Annotated in this window: 17 protein-coding genes; 9 read left to right on the forward strand and 8 right to left on the reverse strand. The window is 66.4% G+C overall.

Annotated features, from left to right (window positions below; genetic code table 11):
- The first annotated feature begins 3 nt into the window (after positions 1–3).
- Genes PS060_RS08625 through PS060_RS08635 form a run of 3 tightly spaced genes read left to right on the forward strand, consistent with a single transcriptional unit; the run spans position 4 to position 4,090 of the window.
- Positions 4–2,244, forward strand: a complete 2,241-nt coding sequence (locus PS060_RS08625; RefSeq protein WP_273982445.1) for a TonB-dependent receptor — start codon at positions 4–6, stop codon at positions 2,242–2,244.
- Positions 2,244–3,137 (forward strand): alpha/beta fold hydrolase, encoded by an 894-nt coding sequence (locus PS060_RS08630; protein ID WP_273982447.1) that lies wholly within the window; start codon positions 2,244–2,246, stop codon positions 3,135–3,137. Before PS060_RS08625 ends, PS060_RS08630 begins: the two co-directional genes overlap by 1 nt.
- Positions 3,134–4,090 carry an alpha/beta hydrolase family protein gene (locus PS060_RS08635; RefSeq protein ID WP_273982449.1) on the forward strand — a complete coding sequence of 319 codons (957 nt, stop codon included), beginning with the start codon at positions 3,134–3,136 and terminating at the stop codon, positions 4,088–4,090. Before PS060_RS08630 ends, PS060_RS08635 begins: the two co-directional genes overlap by 4 nt.
- A 192-nt stretch (positions 4,091–4,282) precedes the next feature.
- On the opposite strand, the gene PS060_RS08640 is transcribed toward PS060_RS08635, so the two are convergent.
- Positions 4,283–5,584, reverse strand: coding sequence for a TetR/AcrR family transcriptional regulator (locus tag PS060_RS08640; RefSeq protein WP_273982450.1), 1,302 nt, complete (start codon positions 5,582–5,584; stop codon positions 4,283–4,285).
- Between the two features lie 115 nt (positions 5,585–5,699).
- On the opposite strand from PS060_RS08640, the gene PS060_RS08645 reads away from it, so the two are divergent.
- Together PS060_RS08645 and PS060_RS08650 are read left to right on the forward strand one after the other, a co-directional pair.
- Complete coding sequence (locus PS060_RS08645) at positions 5,700–7,949, forward strand: TonB-dependent receptor (protein ID WP_273982451.1); 2,250 nt, start codon at positions 5,700–5,702, stop codon at positions 7,947–7,949.
- Positions 7,950–7,971: 22 nt separating this feature from the next.
- Complete coding sequence (locus PS060_RS08650; RefSeq protein ID WP_273982453.1) at positions 7,972–8,853, forward strand: alpha/beta hydrolase fold domain-containing protein; 882 nt, start codon at positions 7,972–7,974, stop codon at positions 8,851–8,853.
- A 51-nt stretch (positions 8,854–8,904) separates the two neighbouring features.
- Here the strand turns inward: PS060_RS08650 and PS060_RS08655 are convergent, their stop codons facing one another.
- The 3 genes from PS060_RS08655 to PS060_RS08665 are packed head-to-tail and all read right to left on the reverse strand — an operon-like array spanning position 8,905 to position 10,383.
- Positions 8,905–9,915, reverse strand: a complete 1,011-nt coding sequence (locus PS060_RS08655; protein WP_273982456.1) for a zinc-dependent alcohol dehydrogenase — start codon at positions 9,913–9,915, stop codon at positions 8,905–8,907.
- A complete protein-coding gene (locus PS060_RS08660) occupies positions 9,908–10,150 on the reverse strand; it encodes a hypothetical protein (protein ID WP_273982458.1) in 243 nt (80 codons plus the stop codon). Before PS060_RS08660 ends, PS060_RS08655 begins: the two co-directional genes overlap by 8 nt.
- Before the next feature lie 8 nt (positions 10,151–10,158).
- The gene (locus PS060_RS08665; protein ID WP_273982460.1) at positions 10,159–10,383 is read right to left on the reverse strand and encodes a tautomerase family protein; all 225 of its coding nucleotides are present in this window, start codon (positions 10,381–10,383) and stop codon (positions 10,159–10,161) included.
- A gap of 99 nt (positions 10,384–10,482) precedes the next feature.
- Here PS060_RS08665 and PS060_RS08670 point away from each other — a divergent pair, with 99 nt between their 5' ends.
- The gene (locus tag PS060_RS08670) at positions 10,483–11,064 is read left to right on the forward strand and encodes a TetR/AcrR family transcriptional regulator (RefSeq protein ID WP_273982462.1); all 582 of its coding nucleotides are present in this window, start codon (positions 10,483–10,485) and stop codon (positions 11,062–11,064) included.
- A gap of 3 nt (positions 11,065–11,067) precedes the next feature.
- Here the strand turns inward: PS060_RS08670 and PS060_RS08675 are convergent, their stop codons facing one another.
- From PS060_RS08675 to PS060_RS08685, 3 genes are all read right to left on the reverse strand, one after another.
- A complete protein-coding gene (locus PS060_RS08675; RefSeq protein ID WP_273982463.1) occupies positions 11,068–11,871 on the reverse strand; it encodes a MipA/OmpV family protein in 804 nt (267 codons plus the stop codon).
- A 108-nt stretch (positions 11,872–11,979) separates the two neighbouring features.
- Positions 11,980–12,675 (reverse strand): DUF4386 family protein, encoded by a 696-nt coding sequence (locus PS060_RS08680; protein ID WP_273982465.1) that lies wholly within the window; start codon positions 12,673–12,675, stop codon positions 11,980–11,982.
- The gene (locus PS060_RS08685; protein WP_273982467.1) at positions 12,672–13,244 is read right to left on the reverse strand and encodes a cupin domain-containing protein; all 573 of its coding nucleotides are present in this window, start codon (positions 13,242–13,244) and stop codon (positions 12,672–12,674) included. Before PS060_RS08685 ends, PS060_RS08680 begins: the two co-directional genes overlap by 4 nt.
- Before the next feature lie 120 nt (positions 13,245–13,364).
- Between PS060_RS08685 and PS060_RS08690 the strand changes: the two genes are divergently transcribed.
- A complete protein-coding gene (locus tag PS060_RS08690) occupies positions 13,365–14,039 on the forward strand; it encodes a TetR/AcrR family transcriptional regulator (RefSeq protein WP_273982470.1) in 675 nt (224 codons plus the stop codon).
- A 122-nt stretch (positions 14,040–14,161) separates the two neighbouring features.
- On the opposite strand, the gene PS060_RS08695 is transcribed toward PS060_RS08690, so the two are convergent.
- Positions 14,162–15,226 carry an alpha/beta fold hydrolase gene (locus PS060_RS08695; RefSeq protein WP_273982472.1) on the reverse strand — a complete coding sequence of 355 codons (1,065 nt, stop codon included), beginning with the start codon at positions 15,224–15,226 and terminating at the stop codon, positions 14,162–14,164.
- Here PS060_RS08695 and PS060_RS08700 point away from each other — a divergent pair.
- On the forward strand, positions 15,220–17,043 hold the full coding sequence (locus PS060_RS08700) for an outer membrane protein assembly factor BamB family protein (protein WP_273982474.1): 1,824 nt from the start codon (positions 15,220–15,222) through the stop codon (positions 17,041–17,043). The two genes, PS060_RS08695 and PS060_RS08700, sit on opposite strands and share 7 nt — an antisense overlap.
- Positions 17,043–18,134, forward strand: a complete 1,092-nt coding sequence (locus PS060_RS08705) for a VOC family protein (RefSeq protein ID WP_273982476.1) — start codon at positions 17,043–17,045, stop codon at positions 18,132–18,134. The genes PS060_RS08700 and PS060_RS08705 overlap by 1 nt, the downstream gene beginning before the upstream one ends.
- The last annotated feature ends 40 nt before the right edge of the window (positions 18,135–18,174 follow it).

An 18,174-nucleotide genomic window follows, 5' to 3' on the forward strand; every position in this document is an offset into this window, starting at 1 on the left:
GTCGTGGGCACTGCTCTGGCCGGGCTGGCTTCGCCCGCCTTGGCCCAGACAACGCAGGAGGACGCCGGAGCGTCCGAACAGCAACAGGCGCCGGACATCATCGTCACCGCCAACCGGCGTGACCAGTCCGACCTTTCAGTTGCGGCAGCCGTCACCGCCCTTTCCGCCGAAATGCTCGAACAGGCGATCATCCGCGACACACAGGATCTAACCCAGCTCGCACCGGGACTGGTGATCACCACCGCGACCTCCGAGGCGACCGCCGCCACGATCAGGCTGCGCGGGATCGGCACCAGCGGGACCAACCTGGGGCTGGAGGGCTCTGTCGGGGTCTTCGTCGACAACATCTACCGCGCGCGTTCGGGAATCGCGCTGGGCGACCTGTTCGATGTCGCGCAGGTGGAAGTCCTGCGCGGGCCGCAGGGCACCTTGTTCGGGAAGAACACGACGGCCGGCGCACTGCTGGTCCAGACACGGGCCCCGACCTATGACTGGAACGGCGAGGTTCAGGCCGCTTACGGCAATCGCGACAGCCTGCGTCTGATGGGGGCGCTGGGCGGGGTGATCGTCGAGGACAAGGTCGCCTTCCGGGTCTCGGGCGTAGTCACGAGGCGAGACGGCTTTCTCGAAGACCGGGGCACCGGCCTGCAAGTCAACGACCGGGACCGCTTCGCCTTGCGCGGCCAGCTGTTGCTCGACCCGACCGACCGCGTTTCGATCCGCCTGATCGCGGACTACAGCCGCAAGCAGGAGCAATGCTGCGCCGCGATCGTCACGCAGAACGGCGGGCGGGCTCCGGCGATCGCTGCGCTGGGCGGCTTCGTCCCGACCGCGTTCGACGAATATGTGGTCGCCAGCAATCGCCGCTATCAGGCCGACACGCGCGAATGGGGTCTGTCGTCGCAGATCGATGTCCGCTTCGACAAGGCGCAGTGGACCACGCTGCTGTCGTGGCGCGATTTCACCTCGGCGCGCAACACCGACAGCGACTTCACCAGCGCGGATCTGCTGAACACGCCGTTCGAGGACACCAGCGACCGGTTCTTCACCGCTGAAACCACGCTGAAGGGCACCGCTGGGCCAGTCGACTGGCTGGTCGGCGGGTTCCTGTTCGACCAGCAGACCGACCAGTCGAGCGCAATCCTGTTCGGCCGCGATCTCGAACGCTTCCTGCAACTCAGCTTCCCGGCGGCCGCAACGCGCCTTGTCGGCCTCTATCCGCAGGGCGGCGGCGACACCCAGCGCAACTTCACGCAGAGCGCCTTCGGGTGGAGCCTGTTCACCCATAACATCGTCACGATCATTCCCGACGTGAAGGCCACACTCGGACTGCGCTATCTCAAGGAAGACAAGGAGGGCAGCGGCCGCTTTGCCTTCAACAGCCCGGCCTGCGGACGGGTCGGGGTGCCGGTCGGCGCGCAATTGCTCTGCCCGACGCCGGACTTCGACAGCCGGTTCGAGGACGAGCAGGTGATCGGCACGGCGGGCCTGTCTTGGGAGCCCGCACCGGGCGCACTGCTCTATGCGAACTTCTCGCGCGGCTACAAGGCGGGCGGGCTCAACCTCGATCGCACCGGCGGGCTGGCCGGGGCGGCGGGCGCGACCTTCCTGCCCGAGGAAATCGACTCCTATGAAGTCGGTGCGAAGGCACGGCTGCTCGGCGGCAAGGCGCGGGTCGCGCTGACGCTGTTCACCTCGGACATCACCAATTTCCAGCAGAACGCCTTCACGGGCACCGCCTTCACCATCTCCAATGCCGCTGAGGTGCGCAGCAGGGGCGTCGAGTTCGAGACCACCCTTCGGCCGGTGCCGTGGCTGTCCTTCGCCAACTCGGTGATCTACAACGAGGCGACCTATGGCGAGGCCACCGCGAACGCAGCGCTGCGCGGGCGGCAGATCGTCAACGCGCCGAAATGGACATGGCAGAGCCAGTTCATGATCGAGCGCCCGGTCGGCAAGGGAGGCTGGACGACGCAATGGGCTGCGAACATGCGGATGATTTCGGACGTCAACACCAGCGTGGCGCTCCAGCCCGAAGCGGAGGAAGACGGCTATTTCCTCCTCGGCGGAAGGATCGGCCTGCGCAGCCCCGACGACAGCTTCGACGTCTCCCTGTTCGCGCAGAACCTCACCAACACCTTCTACCGGACGATCATCTTCGCCGGCGTGCTCCAGCCCGGAACCTTCAACGCCTATGTCGGCGAGCCGCGGCATTATGGGGTGGAGGCAAGGGTGCGGTTCTGATGCGCCTCTGGCTGCTCCCGATCTTTGCCAGTCTTGCAGCACCGGTGCTGGCCGCGCCCGCGTGCCAGCAGCCGCCAGCGCAAGTGCCGCATGGCGAAGCGCGGCTGTCGGTCGTGGTCGACGGCAGTGGGCCGCCGGTGCTGATGATCCCCTCGCTCGGACGGGGCCTTGCGGATTTCGATGTGATCGCGCGCGATCTGGTGGCGGGCGGCAACACCGTCATCCGCTATGATCCGCGCTGGTTCGGGGCCTCGACCGGCCCCGCCGAGGCGACGCTCGATGACCTTGCAGGCGATGCGCGCGCGGTGGCGGCAGCGGCCTGTCCGGGGGAGAAGGTGACGGTGATCGGCCATGCGCTGGGCAACCGGATCGCCCGCGCGATGGCCGCTGCAGACCCGGACCGGATCGCCTCGATCATCCTGCTGGCAGCGGGCGGGCAGGTGCCGATACCTCGGGAAGTGGAAGAGGCGATCGGCATCTCGGCCGCACAAGGCGAACTGCCCGACGAACAGCGCCTGACCGCGCTCCAACTCGCCTTCTTCGCCCCCGGACAGGACGCGGCGCTCTGGCTGACGGGCTGGGACCCTGACGCCGCCCGCTTGCAGGCCAGCGCCGTCAGGGCAACCCGCAGCCGCGCGTGGGTGGCGGCAGGGGGCGTGCCCCTGCTGGTGATCCAGCCGATGCGCGACCCCGTGGCCCCGCTTGCCAACGGCACTGCGCTGGTCGGCAGCTATCAGGGGCAGGCGGTGATGGTGCAGCTCGATCATGCGAGCCACGCGATCCTGCCCGAACAGCCCGTCGCGGTTTCAGCGCTGGTGAAAGCATGGCTCGCCGGAATGCGTGACGGGAAGGGGCTGCAACGCATCGCCGATGAAAGGGTCGTCCAACCATGATTGCGCAAATACTGGCCGTGCTGCTCGCGGTGACGGCGCCTCCCGCTCCGCCGCCCGTGCCGGGAGGCGGCACCTCGCCGCGGGTCTGCGATGGCGCTCTGCCTGATCCCGACAATCCTGAACGACCGGTTCCGGTGCGCGTCAGGCTGCCTTCGGGCCCTGGGCCTCACCCCGTCATCCTGTTCAGTCACGGCCTCGGCGGATCGGTCGAGGCCGGCACGCGCTGGGCGACGGCATGGAGCGAGGCGGGCTTTGCCGTGATCCATCTCCAGCACCCCGGTTCCGATGTATCGCTCTGGCGCGGGCTCAGGGGACAGGAGGCGCTCGCCGCCCTGCGCAAAGGCATGGACGCCAAGCAGTTCATCGCCCGGGTCGAGGATGTGAAGCTTGTGCTCGATGCGGTCGCCACCCCGGTTGCGATCGGCGAATGCCCCCTGTCACAGCTCGACAGTGCCAGAATCGGGATCGCGGGCCATAGCTTCGGGGCACAGACGGTGCAGGCCTTGGCCGGTCAGCAATTCCGAACGCCGAGCGGATTGATCAGTGTGGGCGATCCCCGGATCCGGGCCGCGATCGCCTTCAGCCCCGCGCCCGCCCGGGCCGAGCCGGACGAGAGCGCCTTCGGCAAGATCACGATGCCGTTTCTGTCGGTGACGGGGACGAGGGACGAGGTTCCCGGCATTTCCGATGTCAGCCCGAAGGATCGCACCCGCCCCTTTCATGCGATGCCCGCCGGACAGAAATACCTGCTGGTGCTCGACGGAGCCGACCACATGGTCTTCAGCGGCGGCGAGCAACGCCGTCCCGCGACCTCCAACGACACGCGGATCGAGCGTGTCGTCACCGAGGTCAGCGTCGCGTTCTGGAAGGCAATGCTGGATCCAACGCCGACCCCGAACATCCTCGACCACCCGGCTGCGCTTGGGTCGAAAGATCGGTGGATGGCGAAATAGGAGTCGGCGTGGGGACCCTTGTGTTCAAGTGAGGCCGAGCGAAGCCTCGCGGCTGTTTGCGGCAGGAGAGCTGCCGCCAAGGTCATACGCGCGGATCTCCGCAAAGTCCCAAGACCGTCCGGCCGCTGTCGCCTCAAGCTGCGTTGTTCACTGGAACCGTGGCTAACCTCCGGATTTTCTCGAAGCTGGCGTTCAGTTTTCGGGATCGCGCGATGGCCGCTGTGATGACCGCGAGGTTGCCATCAGACCCGTCGCCACGATGCTCGCCATTTCGGCAGCGATCCCTTCGGGGCTGAGGTCATCGCGCTGGCTTCGCCATGTCTGAAGCCAGAAGAACGCGCCCGCCGTCAGCTCGACAATCGCGGCATCAGTCGGGCGCATCAGTGGCTCGCGCAGGGCGCGCGCGTGCATCCTGCGCATCCGCTTGGCGCTTTGCGACGCGCGTTCGAGGATCGAGACCGGCAGTGCGTGCAGGCCCGGATGCAGCGCGACAGGCGGGGCATCGGTCGCGTGGGCAAGGCAGTTGGAATAGAACACGCAAAGCATCCGCTCGCGGTCCGAAACGGGCTCGGCGTCGGCAAGGTCGACAAATCCGTGTTGCAGATCGAAGGCGCGTTCATGCGCGGCGACAAGCAGCGCCTGCTTGTCGGCAAAGTGGTGATAGATCGCACCCTTGGTCAGCCCGATATGCGCAGCGATCTGATCGAGCGAGACGGATTCCGGGCCATAACGATTGAACAGCAGCGAAGCGGTCTCGAGCAGACCCGGCGCTGCACCCGAGCGGCCTTGCCCGGCGGTCGTTCCCACCAATGCCGCGACACGTTGGGGCAGGCCATCCGGGCAGCGGAACGCCGCGCCGCCGGGCATGGTAATGCCGCGGAGCACGATATCCGAAATGGTCTCGGCCGCCTTCCGGTAGATCTCCGGCGGAACCTCCTGCGCGGGCATGATCCACTTGTTCCAGAGGATTGCCCAGTACACCATGCCCAGGATCATCTGCGCGCACAGATCGGCGTCGCAGCGATGGAAATCGCCCGATGCGATCCCGCCCTCGACCAGACGGGCGAGCGCAGCGGCATTGGCTGCGACCTGCGCCTCGATCCGCACGCGATCGGAATCGGCGAGCATGGCGGCATCGCTGATGACCGCGAAGGGCTGACCATCGGCATGACGGCCCAGCAATGTGTCGACGATCTGCACGATCCCTTCAGCGGGATCGCGATCCTGGGACTCGGCGATGGCGGCAGCGACCAGATCGCAGGTCTGCTGATAGCATAGCGCGACCAGATCGCGGCGATCGCGAACATAGTAGTAGAGCGCATTGCGGCTGCACCCCAGTTCCTCCGCGATCAAGCCCAGACGAACGCCGCCGGGGCCGAGCTCGTTCATCATCCGCGCCCCGATCCCGAGGATCCGGTCAAGCCGCGTCGCCCGCTTGCGCGCGGCTTGCGGGCCGCGTTCGTTGCGCAACTTGGAAGGGGCGAGCGTGGCCATTGCGCGAGGCTTGGCGCGGATTACCGACATACTCAAGTGTCGAAAACACTTGCATCGCGCGTGCAGCTGTGTTCTCTGCGCGACATACCCAAGTGTAAAAATAGGGGAGAGGGCGATGAAGAACACGAACACGAGCGCGATGCTGCGCCTTGTGACAGCGGGGATGCTGGCTTCGACGGCAAGTCTGGCGACCGCGCAGGATGCTCCGGCAGCCGATGGTGCGGCGACGGAAGAGGGCAACACCATCATCGTCACCGCGCAGAAGCGCGCCCAGGCCGCGAGCGATGTCGGTATCGCGCTCAGCGTGGTCGACGCGCAGACTATCCGCGACCGGCGGCTCGAAGCGGCAACCGACCTCGTTGCCTTTACCCCCAACGTCTCGGTCAAGGAGCAAGTCCCGGGCCTTATCCCGATCGTCACCATTCGCGGCATCGGCCTCAACGATTTCAGCGCGACCAATAACCCCGCGACCGGGGTCTATATCGACGAAGTCTCGCTCAGTTCGCTCGCACTGCTGGGGGCGGAACTCTACGATCTGGAGCGCATGGAGGTGCTCAAGGGGCCGCAAGGCACGCTTTACGGGCGCAACTCCACCGCAGGCGCGCTCAACATCATTTCCGCTCGCCCCAACCTGTCGCGCACCAGCGCACGGGTGAGCGCGGGGATCGGCAATTTCGAAACCAAGCAGGTCGAGGCAATGGCCAACCTGCCCCTGTCCGAAACGCTCGCCCTGCGCCTGTCGGGCAAGACCACCTTTCAGGACGAGGGCTTCTTCACCGATCGCAGTCTTGGGCGCGATGTCGGGCGGCGCGAGGTATGGCTGGGCCGCGCGCAGCTTTTGTGGGAGCCCGCCGACACGGTCGAGGTGCTGCTCAAGGCCGAGGTGCAGCACGGCCGTTCGGAGCTCGGCTCGCCTGAATTCTTCGGCCTGTTGCCGACCGCGACCGAGACCGCCTGCCCCGGCCGTCCGACCTGCACCAACTTCTTTGGCTACCGTGACACCGACGGCGACCCCTTCAAGGGCGACTGGTCGGTCGATCCCGCCTACAATTTCGACCAGACCATGCTGACCGCGCGGATCGGCATCGATCTTGGCTTTGCCGAGCTTACCTCGATCACCGGCTATATCGACTTCGACCGGCTCTATTCCGCCGATGTCGATGCCTCGCCGCTGCGCCTGACCGATTTCGCCAACACCGACGCGGTCCAGCAGTTCTCGCAGGAAGTGCGCCTGTCGGGCGAAAACGACCTCGTGGTGTGGCAGGCCGGCGTGTTCTATGCCCGCGACGAGGTGCTGACGACCTATGATGGATCGCTGCAGGACCTGTTCAACACCACCACCTTCACCTTCGCCAATCAGGAAGCGGAGACCTTCGCGGTGTTCGGCAATGCCGAGTGGAAGCTGACACCCACTCTCAGCGTGATCACGGGTCTGCGCTACACCGACGAGACCCGCGCCAACGTGGGCTTCACCCGCGATCTGGTCTCGCGGCCCGGCGGCAGCCTGCTCACCGGCGCGCCTTTCGGCACCGCGCCGATCACGCTGGCGAGCGTGGACGACGAGATCGGCATCGGGCGCGTGTCATGGAAGCTCGGCATCAACTGGAAGCCCGCTGCCGGCACGCTGGTCTATGCCAGCGTTTCCGAAAGCGAGAAGAGCGGCGGGTTCTTCACCGGCGTTGCGACCAGCGATGCGCAGCTGATCCCCTACGATCCCGAGAGTCTGCGCGCCTACGAGATCGGGGCCAAGGGACGCTTCGGCGACACCGGGCTGGGCTATGATCTGGCCGCGTTCTACTACGACTATTCCGACGTCCAGACCTTCATCCAGGACACCATCGGCGCGATCCCGGTGCAGCGGCTCGGCAATGTGGAGGAGGCCGAGGTCTATGGCGCGGACATCGCCCTGACCTACAATCCACCTGCGGCCGAGGGTCTGTCGCTGTCGGCCGGGTTCGGCCTGCTGTCGACCGAGTTCGGTCAGTTCGTCTCGGGCTCCGGCGTTGTCCCCAAGGGCAACCGCCTGCCGGATGCCCCGCGCTTCAGCATGAACCTTGCCGCCGGCTATGAAGGCGAGGTGAGCGAGCGGATCGGCTTCCGCCTCGGCACCAGTGCGCGCTACCAGTCTGACGCCTTCACCTCGGCGCTTAACGATCCGCTGCTGTTTTCGGACAGCTACTGGGTGGTCGATGCCAATGCCGCGCTGTTCGACAAGGGCAACTGGCAGGTTGCGGCGTGGGTCAGGAACCTCGCCGATGCCCGTTATGTCACGCAGGGTCTGAACCAGCTGGTGTTCGGCAACGGCTTCCGGGTTTATGGTGCGCCCCGGACTTTCGGGCTCACCCTGACCAAAGAATTCAACTGAACCCAGCGCAGGAGCAGCGGCGATGACCCCCCAGGAATTGGCGGCCATGTTGATGGCCGCGCGCAAGCCCGCGCCGACGATCGCGGAGATGGCCGCCGATATGGAGGAACTGGGCGCGAGCCTGCCCATGCCCGAGGGCGTGGTGGAAACCCCCCGGAGCCTCGGCGGGATAGACGGACTGTGGTTCGCGCCGGAGGGAAGCGACGCCAGGCAGGGCTGCATCCTCTATCTCCACGGCGGCGGCTACGGGATCGGCAGCGCACGGTCGCACCGCGCTCTCACCGCGCTGATCGCGCAGGTCTGCGCGATGCCGGTGTGGAGCATCGACTATACGCTTTCGACGTCACGGCCCTTTCCGGCGGCGATCGAGGATGCGCTTGCGGCGTTCGAGGCTTTGGTGTCTGCGGGGTATGCTCCCGGCAGCATCTTCGTGATCGGTGACAGCGCCGGCGGCGGTGCGGCTGCGGCTATGGCGCTGCTGGCGCTGGACCGAGGCGTGCCAGCGCCGGGAGGGCTGGTGCTGTTCTCCCCTTGGCTCGACCTGACTTTCTCGGGTGCCTCGCACCGTGAGTGCGGCCCGCGCGATCCGGTGGTCTGCGTCCATTCCATGACGATGATGCGCGAGAGCTATCTGCGCGGGGCTGATCCCGCCTCGCGCCACGCCTCCCCGGCTTTGGCAGACCTGCGAGGCCTGCCGCCGGTGCTGATCCAGGTCGGCAGCGAGGAGCTGCTTTTGTCAGACAGCCTGACCTTCGCCGAACGTGCTGGGATTGACCGGGTCGAGGTGACACTCGAAGTGTGGCCGGACATGATCCACGTGTTCCAGGCCTACTTCCCCCACTTGGAGCAGGCCCACCACGCGCTCGCACGCGTGGTGGGGTGGATTGCAGCGCGGATAGCCTGAGCCTTAGTCCGGACGGGCTGGGCAAGTTCCGGCGCCTCAGGCGCCATCCGGTCAGCTTCGGATCAGCACCGGCTTCATCAATCCCCCGGCGAGCACTGCCGGTGCTTCGTCGAACGGGGCAATGCAGGATATGACCGGAGCCGGATCGACCAGGCCTTGCGCCACCCATTCCAGTGCTTCGGCAACATTCGGACCGCCGCGCCCCCGGCCGGTGTAGAAACGCACGCCGCGCTGATACATTTCGAACAGCGGCATGGAGACATCGCCGAAATGGCCACCGACTGAGGAAACGATGCCCTCGGGCGCAACCGAGCGCAGGGCGCACAGCAGGGATGCCTGATCGGCGCTGGCATCGACCACGATCGGGAAGGCTCCGGCGCGGCGCGGCGGCGGGCCTTCGACGACATCGGCGCCGTAATGCGATGCGATTTCGAGCCGGGTATGGTCGGTGTCCCGGTATTCGACCCGCGCGGCACCGCCCGCCAGCGCGAACATCACAGCATAGAGCGCAATCGAACCGCAACCGCCCATCACCAGCACTTCCGCACCCGGAGCCTCGGCGAGATGCGGGATGGTGAACTCCCAGGCGAAGGGAAGATTGTCTCCCGCACTGGCGACAATGGCCGGGGCGACGCTCGCCGGCAGCATGGTGAGCGCAGTGTCGGCTTCGACGACGCGCAGCAGATCGCTGAACATCCCGCCCCAGTCGCCAAGGCCCGGCAGCCCATACATCGCGCCCGGCTGATGCGTGAGGCAGGCGTTGGGGCGGCGGGTGGTGCAGTGGGGGCAATGGCCGCAGGAGATGTGCCAGTTCACCACCACCCGGTCGCCCGCGCGAAAGCCGGTAACCGCTTCGCCCACCGCGACCACCTCGGCGACACATTCGTGGCCGATGGCGAAGGGGCCGCGGAACGGGGTCTCGCCGCGGATGATCAATCGGTCGAGATCGCAAGTGGTCGCGGCAATGGGCCGAACCAGCGCGTCCTTGGGGGAAGTGATGCGCGGTTCGGCCCGCTCGCGCCAGTCGAGCTGCCTTGGCGCGAGGAACACGAGCTCACGCACCGGCCAGCACCCATGTCCGCGCGGGATCCGCGCCGCATTCGGCAGCGGCGGCGGCGATGGCACCGATCAGGCGGGGCAGCGAGGCGGGGTCCTCCGTCGTGACGGAGGATACCGTCACGAGCGCCGGGGAAGGGGGCGGCCCTCCCGCCAGCGCCGCCGCGGGAAGCGCCAGCGCGGCGGTGGCCGCCGCGCTGCCCGCGAGGACGGCACGGCGGGACACCCCGGTCTCAGGCACGGCCGCGCTCATCCGCGCGGCGCCAGCGCGGCCTTCATCTGCTCGAGCGTCAGCGCCCGCCCGGCCATGCCCCAGCCGCCATCGGGCACTTCGTTGATGTGCACCCAGGTGAACTGGCGAACGGCGGGAACACCCTCGGCCTCGACGCAGGCATCGGTGACCTTGGCGACCATCAGTGCCTTCTGTTCCTGCGACAACGAACCGGCGGGGATGGAAATCTGGACGAGTGGCATGGACGTGATCCTTCCTGTGGGGAGCCACAATACTATGGCAATCACCATACTATGATGATCGCCATAGATTCGTCAAGCACCCTGTGCTAGGCCTCGGCCATGCCCCGCACCTCCGATGCCCGCGACAAGGCGCTCGCAACCGCCGAAGACCTGTTCCGCCGCCAGGGTTTTGCCGCCACGGGGCTTGCCCAGATCATCGAGGAAAGCGGGTCGCCCAAGGGTTCGTTCTACTTTCACTTTAAGGGCGGGAAGGACCAGCTCGCGGCAGAGATCGCGGAGCGCTTCGCCGCGCGCGGGGTGGCGGCGATCGCTGCTGCGGCGGCAGCGACACCGGGCGATGCGACAGGGTTCGTCCGGCTCCTGTGCGCGGGCTTCGCGCAGGAAATGCGTGCGAGCGGCTACGCCCTGGGCTGCGCCTTGCAGAACATCGCCACCGAAAGAGCGCCGGGCGATCCGCATCTGACCGCGCTGGTCCATGCCGGGCTGGAGGCATGGATCGAAGGCGTGGCCACCCACTTCGCGGCTTGCGGTGTTGCGGCGCCTCGACCGTTGGCCGAAGCGTTCATCGCCGCCCTCGAAGGTGCGCGCACCCTCGCAAGGGCGAGCCGGAGCGATGCGGTCTATTCGGCCATTGCCGATAGCTTTGCAGCATCGCTCCGCTCCCCTCAGGACGGCGGTTGAGCCTCAGAAGGTGAAGAACACCCCCACTCCGCCGCTCAGCTGATCGGCGCTGCCGCCCGAGGTCACCACCGGGCTGTCGGCAAAGTCGCCCAGCAGGCGGCGATAGCCGGCGGTCGCTGCGATGCCCCAGTTGTCGCCGATGCGGTAGCTGGCGGTGACCTGCGCACCCACGTCCTTGAGGCCGCCCTTAGCGGCGAACTGCGGCAGCCCGCTGGCGGCAGCACCTGCCGGGGTGACCGCAAAATAGGTCTCGGCATAGTCATCGCTGGCGTAGCTGGCACCGAGGTCGAACAGCAGGTTGAGCCGTTCGCCGACGGGCGCGGCATAGGTCGCGCTGGCGGTGACGACGAAACCGCCATGGACGTCGCTCACATCATGCACGCCCTGCACCGCAAGCCGCAGGCTGTCGTTCCCCGCAAGGCCGAAGGTCTTGGCGGCGAAGGCACCGACTTCATAGGCATCCTTGATGCGGCCGAGATCGGCGACGGCGGCGTTTGCGATGTCCCCATCGCGCCCGAAGGTGAAGGAGGCGACAGGCCCGAACTCGATACCCTCGGCGGCGATCACATTGGCGCGGATCGTCGTGCCCTGGATCGCGACGTAGCGTTCCCCGAAATTGACCCTGCCGTCGACAAGAGGAAGGATCTGGTAGTCATCCGCGCCCTCGTATTCGGGCACGGCGGCAATTCCGATGGTGGCGTAGCCGGAGACGTCATTGCTGTCCGACGTCTCGTCCTGGGCGAAAGCTGCCGAGGGCAGAGCGAGGACGAGTATGGGGGCGAAACGGGAGAAAGATGCAGTCTTCATGGCATTGTCCTTGTGCTGTGCGACGGCGAGAGGAAGCCGGGCGCGGGCCGTCGCGGCCGCACCTTGGCGGGGTGAAAAACTCCAAAAATTCAGGTGGAATGCGGGCGGTCAGCCGGGGCGCAGCAGCCCGAGGCCGGTGGCGATCAGCCAGACGGTAAGCCCGAGAAATCCGGCGATGGTCAGGAGCGCGAGGGTGTCGCCATTGCGCCCCAGCGCCAGCATCAGGCCTTCGCCTGTCCCCAGCATGAGCAACGGAGCGGTCAGCAAGCCGAGGGTGGCGACGGTGCGGTGGCCCTCGCGCCACTGAATAATCGCCATCAGGGCGACGAACAGGGCGGTCAGGAGCTGGCCGAGATGCTCGCCGATTGCCACCCCGCCATAGGCATGGATTACGGCGAAGGCGTGCCCGGCGGCCAACGCCTCCGCCGGGCCACCCGATGCCGCCGTCCGCGCGAGATCGGGGACGACAAACACCCAGCGCATCAGCCCGATGGCCTGGGTCAGGCCGGCAAGCGCGCCGACCAGCGCCGCACTGACCGCCAGCGCCGGCTGTTCGGCCAGCCGCCGCGGTGTGACCGAAATGGCGATGGCGAGCGGCGTCAGCGCCAGCGCAGCCAGCGCAAAGGCATACCAGGTCAGCACCAGCGCCGCGCCGCCCGCGGCAAACCGCGCAAGCACCTCGGCGGGCGGATGGCGCAGGATCGCGGGGTAATCGAAACTGGCAGCGAGCAGCGCGTAGGGGAGGTTGAACAGGATCGCGAGCGCGATGGTGGCAGTGCCAAGGGCGGGACGGGCGGGGGTCATGGCTGCCGCACCAGATGGGCCAGCCGCCGGTCCACGTCGGTCAGGCGCGCAGCCCAGCCGAGCAGCCGCAGCAGCGCGTTTTGCACGCCCCGCGGCAGGCCGACCATCACCAGATTGCCGTAATCGAGCAGCAGCCCGAGCGCGCGGGGATCGCGCGGCATCCCGGTTGCCGTGGTCTCGCCCGCCGCAGCGAGCGCATACATCCCGCGCAGAAAGGTCTCGAGCCCCTCGCCCTCGTCAGAGGTGGTGAGGAAGATGACCGGCGCGTCGCCGGGATTGCGGAAGCCATGCGGCGTGCCCGGAGGGATGGCGATGGCCTCGCCCGCGGTCAGCAGAATTTTTTGTCCTGCGCCGAGATCCACTTCGAGCACTCCGGCCTCGACCGCAAAGGCCTCGGTCATGCTGTCATGCTTGTGGAGCGGAGCACCCTCGCCGCGGGGCGGGAGCGTGCAGCGGAAGCGCAGCTCGGCCCCGTCACCCGACAGGGGCGAGGCGAGGAAGGCGATCTGGTCGCCTGTCACGGGGTTGCGAATCTCGGTCGGAAGCCGGGGTGAGAGATTGGCTTGCATGGTTTGTCTCCAAGTGGTGACATGGCGAATATCACCGGCCGGTGACATACGCAAGCGTTTTTGTCACCGACCGGTGATTTAGCTCTGGAAACCGAGGGGTGATGGGCTTAGGGAGAAAGAATGACAGTGCCCGCCACAACCTCGTCCGCCTCTTCTCCAGCAGCCGCCGACCGCGGGCGCGATCGCTCGCGAACGGAGGAGGCGATCATCTCAGCCGCCCGCGATGTGCTTGTCGAAAAGGGCTTCGGCGCCTGGGGGGTGAATGCGATCGCGCGGGCTGCCGGTTGCGACAAGCAGCTGATCTACCGCTATTTCGGCGGACTGGATGGCCTCGCCGAGGCGCTCGGCACCGACGTCGCGCGCGCCATCGAGGACGCGCTCTCGGCAGCACCGGGGCCCTCGGCGACAAACTATGCCGAGCTGGTCGCAGGGCTCCTTGAAACCTTGGTGGATGTCCTCAGAGCCAATCCCCTGATGCAGCGCATCATCGCGTGGGAGCTGTCTGAGCCGAATGCGCTTACCCAGTCCTTCGCCCAGGCCCGCAGCCGCGCGCTTGCCGACTGGATCGCAAGGCTGCGCGGCGACATCGCTCCTCCCCCGGGCATCGACGCTCCGGCCATCAACGCCGTGCTGATCGCGGCAGTGCAACAGATGGTGCTTGCTGGCGCGGCGACGGGGAGTTTTGCGGGTCTTCCTTTGCGCGATGCGGCGGAATGGCGCCGCGTAACTCTGGCAATCCGGGCGCTGGTCGCCGCGGCTTACTGCCAACGAGCAGAGGGCGAGGAACGGCCTTGATTACACGCTTTGCACCCACGCTGCTCCCAGTGTTCCAGACCGGACGCATGGCGTGAGGCATATCCTCCGCGAGCGTCCGGTTCGCAGCGGAAGGAGCCGGTCGTGGGGCGTTCGGTGAGGGATCAACGCCCCGGACAGCGCCCATCCGGCAAGCCAAGGAACGCGCCGAGCTGGGCATTTGCGGCCTGCGGGTCCTCGAAGGGAGTCCAATGGCCTACCCCCTCCAGCATTGCTGTGGTGAGGTTTTCTGCCTTGGCGCGGACCCGCTTGGCGAGGGTGGGGGCAAAGGTCTTGTCCTCGCTTCCCTCGATCAACAGCACCGGCATGGTTATGGTGCTGGCGCGCTGAGGCCACCTGCTGCGGGGACTTATGGCGTCAAAGGGCGGGATATTGGCGCGATACCACGCAATACCGGCGTCAATTGCTGCCGGATTTGAGAGCGCGCTGCGGAACAGTTCGCCTTCTTCGGCCGTCAATACGCCTTCCGATATTGCCCGGCCATAGGCAGTCTCGAACAGGGTCGACGGCACGTTCAGCCGCTCGATGCTTTCACGGTTGAGTGCCTGAAGGCGCGGCACATAAGCCGAGGCGGCACGCTGCGCCGGGTCGTCAGCCAGCATTTCGAGAAACAGGTCGTACGGCGGCGCGCTGAATACTACGAGCCGGTCAAGCCGCTTCGGCCTCCACTGTGCGTAAGACCATGCCAGCGCGCCGCCCCAGTCATGGCCCACCAGCGTGACTTTCTGACCCGGTGCCAGCGCCGCAATCGTGCGGTCAAGCTGCCGCGCGAGGCGTGCTACCCGGTAGTCACCATCGCGCGCCGGTCGGCCCGAAAAGCCTGCCCCCGGCGCATCAATGGCGATCATTTTCCGGCACCCGCCGAAGGCCTCCATCTGGTCAAACCATGCATACCAGAAGCTGGGAAAGCCGTGGACGAGGATCACGGGCGGCCCCTCACCCGTGGAGACATAGTGAATGCGGTCATCGCCTGTGCCGATGAAACCTTCGGTATAGGGGCGGCTGCCGACACGGTTGGCATGAATGACTGCCGGATCTGTGGCAGCCGCCGCTGCTGACAGTCCTACGACTAAAGCGGCCATCAAATGCCGCGCCAGCGCAATGATCCGCATTGACACCCCCTGTTTATTGGAATATTCGTCAATAGCAGAGGGAGAGGTCAATGTCACTAAGGTTTGCAGGGGCTTTGGCTGCAAGTCTCCTGATCGCCGGCTGCGCGCCGTCGGAACGCGAAGCCAAGTCCGATGCCGCATCGTCAATCAGCGGGCAGGCCGAGCTTGGCGAAGGCCTTTATCGCACCCATTGCAGCAGCTGTCATGACAATGCCACGGGCGGCGCCCCTGTCCGGGCAGCCATCGCAAAACGCAGTGCGGCCTATATCAAGCAGGCTCTCACGACCGGGGTGATGAAAGCGCAGGGCTCTGCGCTCAATCCCTATGAAATCGCGATCCTTGCGGAGCATCTCGGGACTGATGCCCCGCCGCAGGAGGTGGCTGGAAAACGCTGCGAAGGTCGCCTGACGGTGTCCGGCGCACCGCTCTGGAACCGCTGGGGCAACGGCCTGTCCAACGCGCGCTATCAGAGCCAGACTGCGATCACGCCTGCCAATGTCGGGCGGCTGGAACTTGCCTGGGCCTTCGGCTTTCCCGAAGCGCAGCGCGCCCGTTCGCAACCTGCGGTAACCGAAAGGGCGGTATTCACCGGCAGCCAATCCGGCCGGGTCTATGCGCTTGACCGGATGACGGGGTGCATCTGGTGGACGTTCGACGCCAAGGCCGAAGTGCGCAATGCGCCCGTCCTCGACGCCGATGCCGCCGCTGGCCCGACGCTGTATTTCGGGGACTTCGACGCGCGCGTCTATGCGGTCGATGCCGAAACCGGCATACTGCGCTGGAGCACAAGCGTGCGCGATCATCCGGACGGCACGATCACGGGCAGCCTCGCTCTGCACGGCGGTCGGTTGTTCGTGCCGATGTCCTCGACCGAAGTCCTGAGCGCTTTCAACGAGGACTATGAATGCTGCACCTTCCGCGGCGGTGTGACAGCGCTCGATGCGTCGGACGGCAGCCGGGTGTGGCGCTGGTATTCGGTCGACAAGCCCGTCCAGCACAAGGGCGGCGAGATGGCGCCAAGCGGCGCGCCGGTCTGGGGAACCCCCACGGTCGATCCGGCCCGCGGGCTGCTGTATGTCGGCACGGGCGAAAACTACTCCTCCCCCGCCAATGACCAAAGCGATGCGATCGTCGCGATCGAACTTGCCACCGGTCGGCGCAAGTGGGTGATGCAGGCTACCGCCGGAGACGCGTGGAATGCGGCTTGCGGCACAAAGCAAAGCGCCAATTGCCCGGCCGAGGATGGGCCGGACTTCGACTTTGGTGCGCCCCCGATGCTGGTGAAAGCGGGCGCCCGCGACATCCTGCTCGCCGGGCAGAAATCCGGCGAGATCTTCGCGATCGATCCGGACAAGGGAAGCGTGCTTTGGCGCCAGCGGGTCGGGCGTGGCGGGTTCAACGGGGGGATCCACTGGGGAATGGCAAGCGATGGCAAAGTGCTGTTCGTGCCGATTGCCGACACCCCCGGCAGCCGTTTCGCCAAGGGCGGCCCGCGTCCCGGCATCCATGCCTTCGATGTCGCAACGGGGCGCCCGCTGTGGTCGCGGATCGAAAAGCTGCGCTGCCCGGAATTTTCCTTCGCCTGCATTACCGCGCTGTCCGCTCCCGTTACACTGATCCCCGGTGTGGTGTTTGCGGGAGGGCATGACGGGCGGTTGGTCGCCTACGCCGCCAAGGATGGCGCGGTGCTGTGGCAGACAGACACCAACCGCGCCTTTGCGACCGTCAACGGGGTCGAGGCCAAGGGCGGCACGATCGACGGTCAAGGCCCGGTGGTGGCCGGGGGCATGGTGATTGTGAATTCGGGATACGACAAGTTCGGCGAGATCGCGGGCAATGTGTTGCTGGTCTATCGCCTCAAGGGAGCCAAGTGATGATGCGACCTGTCTTGACCGCACTGGCCTGCGGTTTGCTTGCAAGCTGCGCAGCGACCACCGGCACTGCCGCGCCGGGTGCCGCGGCAGCCGCAACTGTCCCGGTGATTGCAGGGCCGATCAAGGGCGTTCATCACATCGGGATCACCGTCAGCGACATTGACGACACACTGGCGTTTTACAGTCGGTCTGTGCCTTACGAGCTGGTCGAGCGGCGCATGGTCGATGCTTCGGTTTTTCCGTCCGAAGTGCTGGGCAAGCGCCGAGGCAAGATCGAGGTCGCGCTGGTGCGCACGCCGACCGTCTTCCTGCAGCTGATCGATATCGATCCTGCTGCCAAGGCCGCGCCCGTGCGTCGCCCGGTGATCGGGCCGGGCTATACCCATATCTGCTTCCAGTCGCCTTCGACTGCGCCGAAATACGACGTGTTCAAGGCCAATGGCCTTGCCATGCTGTCACGCGGAGACGGGCCGGTTGATCTGGGCGGATACGGGGTGACCTATGCCTATGGCTTCGATCCTGACGGCATCATGATCGAGATGGAGCAGCTGACGCCCGAGGTCATCGCTGCGCACGGCGAGCTTGGAACCAAGCGGATGCGCTTTCCTGCATGGGCAACGCATATCGGCAACGTCACCGGCGACAAGGAGCAGATGGTGGCGTTCTACGCCAAGATCCTCGGCCATGGCCCCCGCCGCGAGCTGCCGCCGACCCGGCGCCAGACCTTCGACGAGATTGCCGATATCGACGGCATTGTTGCCGCTGCGAGCTGGTTCGACGTCGGCAATTTCGAGCTGGAGTTCTGGCAATATGTCGAACCGCGCACACCCAAGGGCACAGCGGCGCAAATGATCGACGCGATCGGTTACAATGCCATCGTCTTCGAGACCGACGATCTTGCCGCCACGCTCGAGCGGCTGGAACGCGTGGGCGTGCGTTTTGCCGGCAAGACGTTCGAACGGGATGGCTGGCGGGTGCGCTATGCCCGCGACCCGGAAGGCAATCTCATCGCTTTCCAGCAGAACATCGGCGCGGGTGCGGCCCGTTCGATTGACGATATGCTGTGGCTGAAGGACCGGGCGCCGCAGTAAGTTGCCATCTGGATTGGTGCGGCCAGTCTGCTAGGCTTGG

This window comes from Erythrobacter sp. BLCC-B19, from assembly GCF_028621955.1.
Taxonomy (GTDB): domain Bacteria; phylum Pseudomonadota; class Alphaproteobacteria; order Sphingomonadales; family Sphingomonadaceae; genus Erythrobacter.

What these genes read in the sequence shown, in the direction of transcription:
- PS060_RS08630 (WP_273982447.1), top strand. Translation starts at nt 2,244, where the DNA reads ATGCGCCTCTGGCTGCTCCCGATCTTTGCCAGTCTTGCAGCACCGGTG.
- PS060_RS08635 (WP_273982449.1), top strand. Translation starts at nt 3,134, where the DNA reads ATGATTGCGCAAATACTGGCCGTGCTGCTCGCGGTGACGGCGCCTCCC.
- PS060_RS08640 (WP_273982450.1), bottom strand. Translation starts at nt 5,584, where the DNA reads ATGGCCACGCTCGCCCCTTCCAAGTTGCGCAACGAACGCGGCCCGCAA.
- PS060_RS08645 (WP_273982451.1), top strand. Translation starts at nt 5,700, where the DNA reads ATGAAGAACACGAACACGAGCGCGATGCTGCGCCTTGTGACAGCGGGG.
- PS060_RS08650 (WP_273982453.1), top strand. Translation starts at nt 7,972, where the DNA reads ATGACCCCCCAGGAATTGGCGGCCATGTTGATGGCCGCGCGCAAGCCC.
- PS060_RS08665 (WP_273982460.1), bottom strand. Translation starts at nt 10,383, where the DNA reads ATGCCACTCGTCCAGATTTCCATCCCCGCCGGTTCGTTGTCGCAGGAA.
- PS060_RS08670 (WP_273982462.1), top strand. Translation starts at nt 10,483, where the DNA reads ATGCCCCGCACCTCCGATGCCCGCGACAAGGCGCTCGCAACCGCCGAA.
- PS060_RS08675 (WP_273982463.1), bottom strand. Translation starts at nt 11,871, where the DNA reads ATGAAGACTGCATCTTTCTCCCGTTTCGCCCCCATACTCGTCCTCGCT.
- PS060_RS08680 (WP_273982465.1), bottom strand. Translation starts at nt 12,675, where the DNA reads ATGACCCCCGCCCGTCCCGCCCTTGGCACTGCCACCATCGCGCTCGCG.
- PS060_RS08685 (WP_273982467.1), bottom strand. Translation starts at nt 13,244, where the DNA reads ATGCAAGCCAATCTCTCACCCCGGCTTCCGACCGAGATTCGCAACCCC.
- PS060_RS08690 (WP_273982470.1), top strand. Translation starts at nt 13,365, where the DNA reads ATGACAGTGCCCGCCACAACCTCGTCCGCCTCTTCTCCAGCAGCCGCC.
- PS060_RS08700 (WP_273982474.1), top strand. Translation starts at nt 15,220, where the DNA reads ATGTCACTAAGGTTTGCAGGGGCTTTGGCTGCAAGTCTCCTGATCGCC.
- PS060_RS08705 (WP_273982476.1), top strand. Translation starts at nt 17,043, where the DNA reads ATGATGCGACCTGTCTTGACCGCACTGGCCTGCGGTTTGCTTGCAAGC.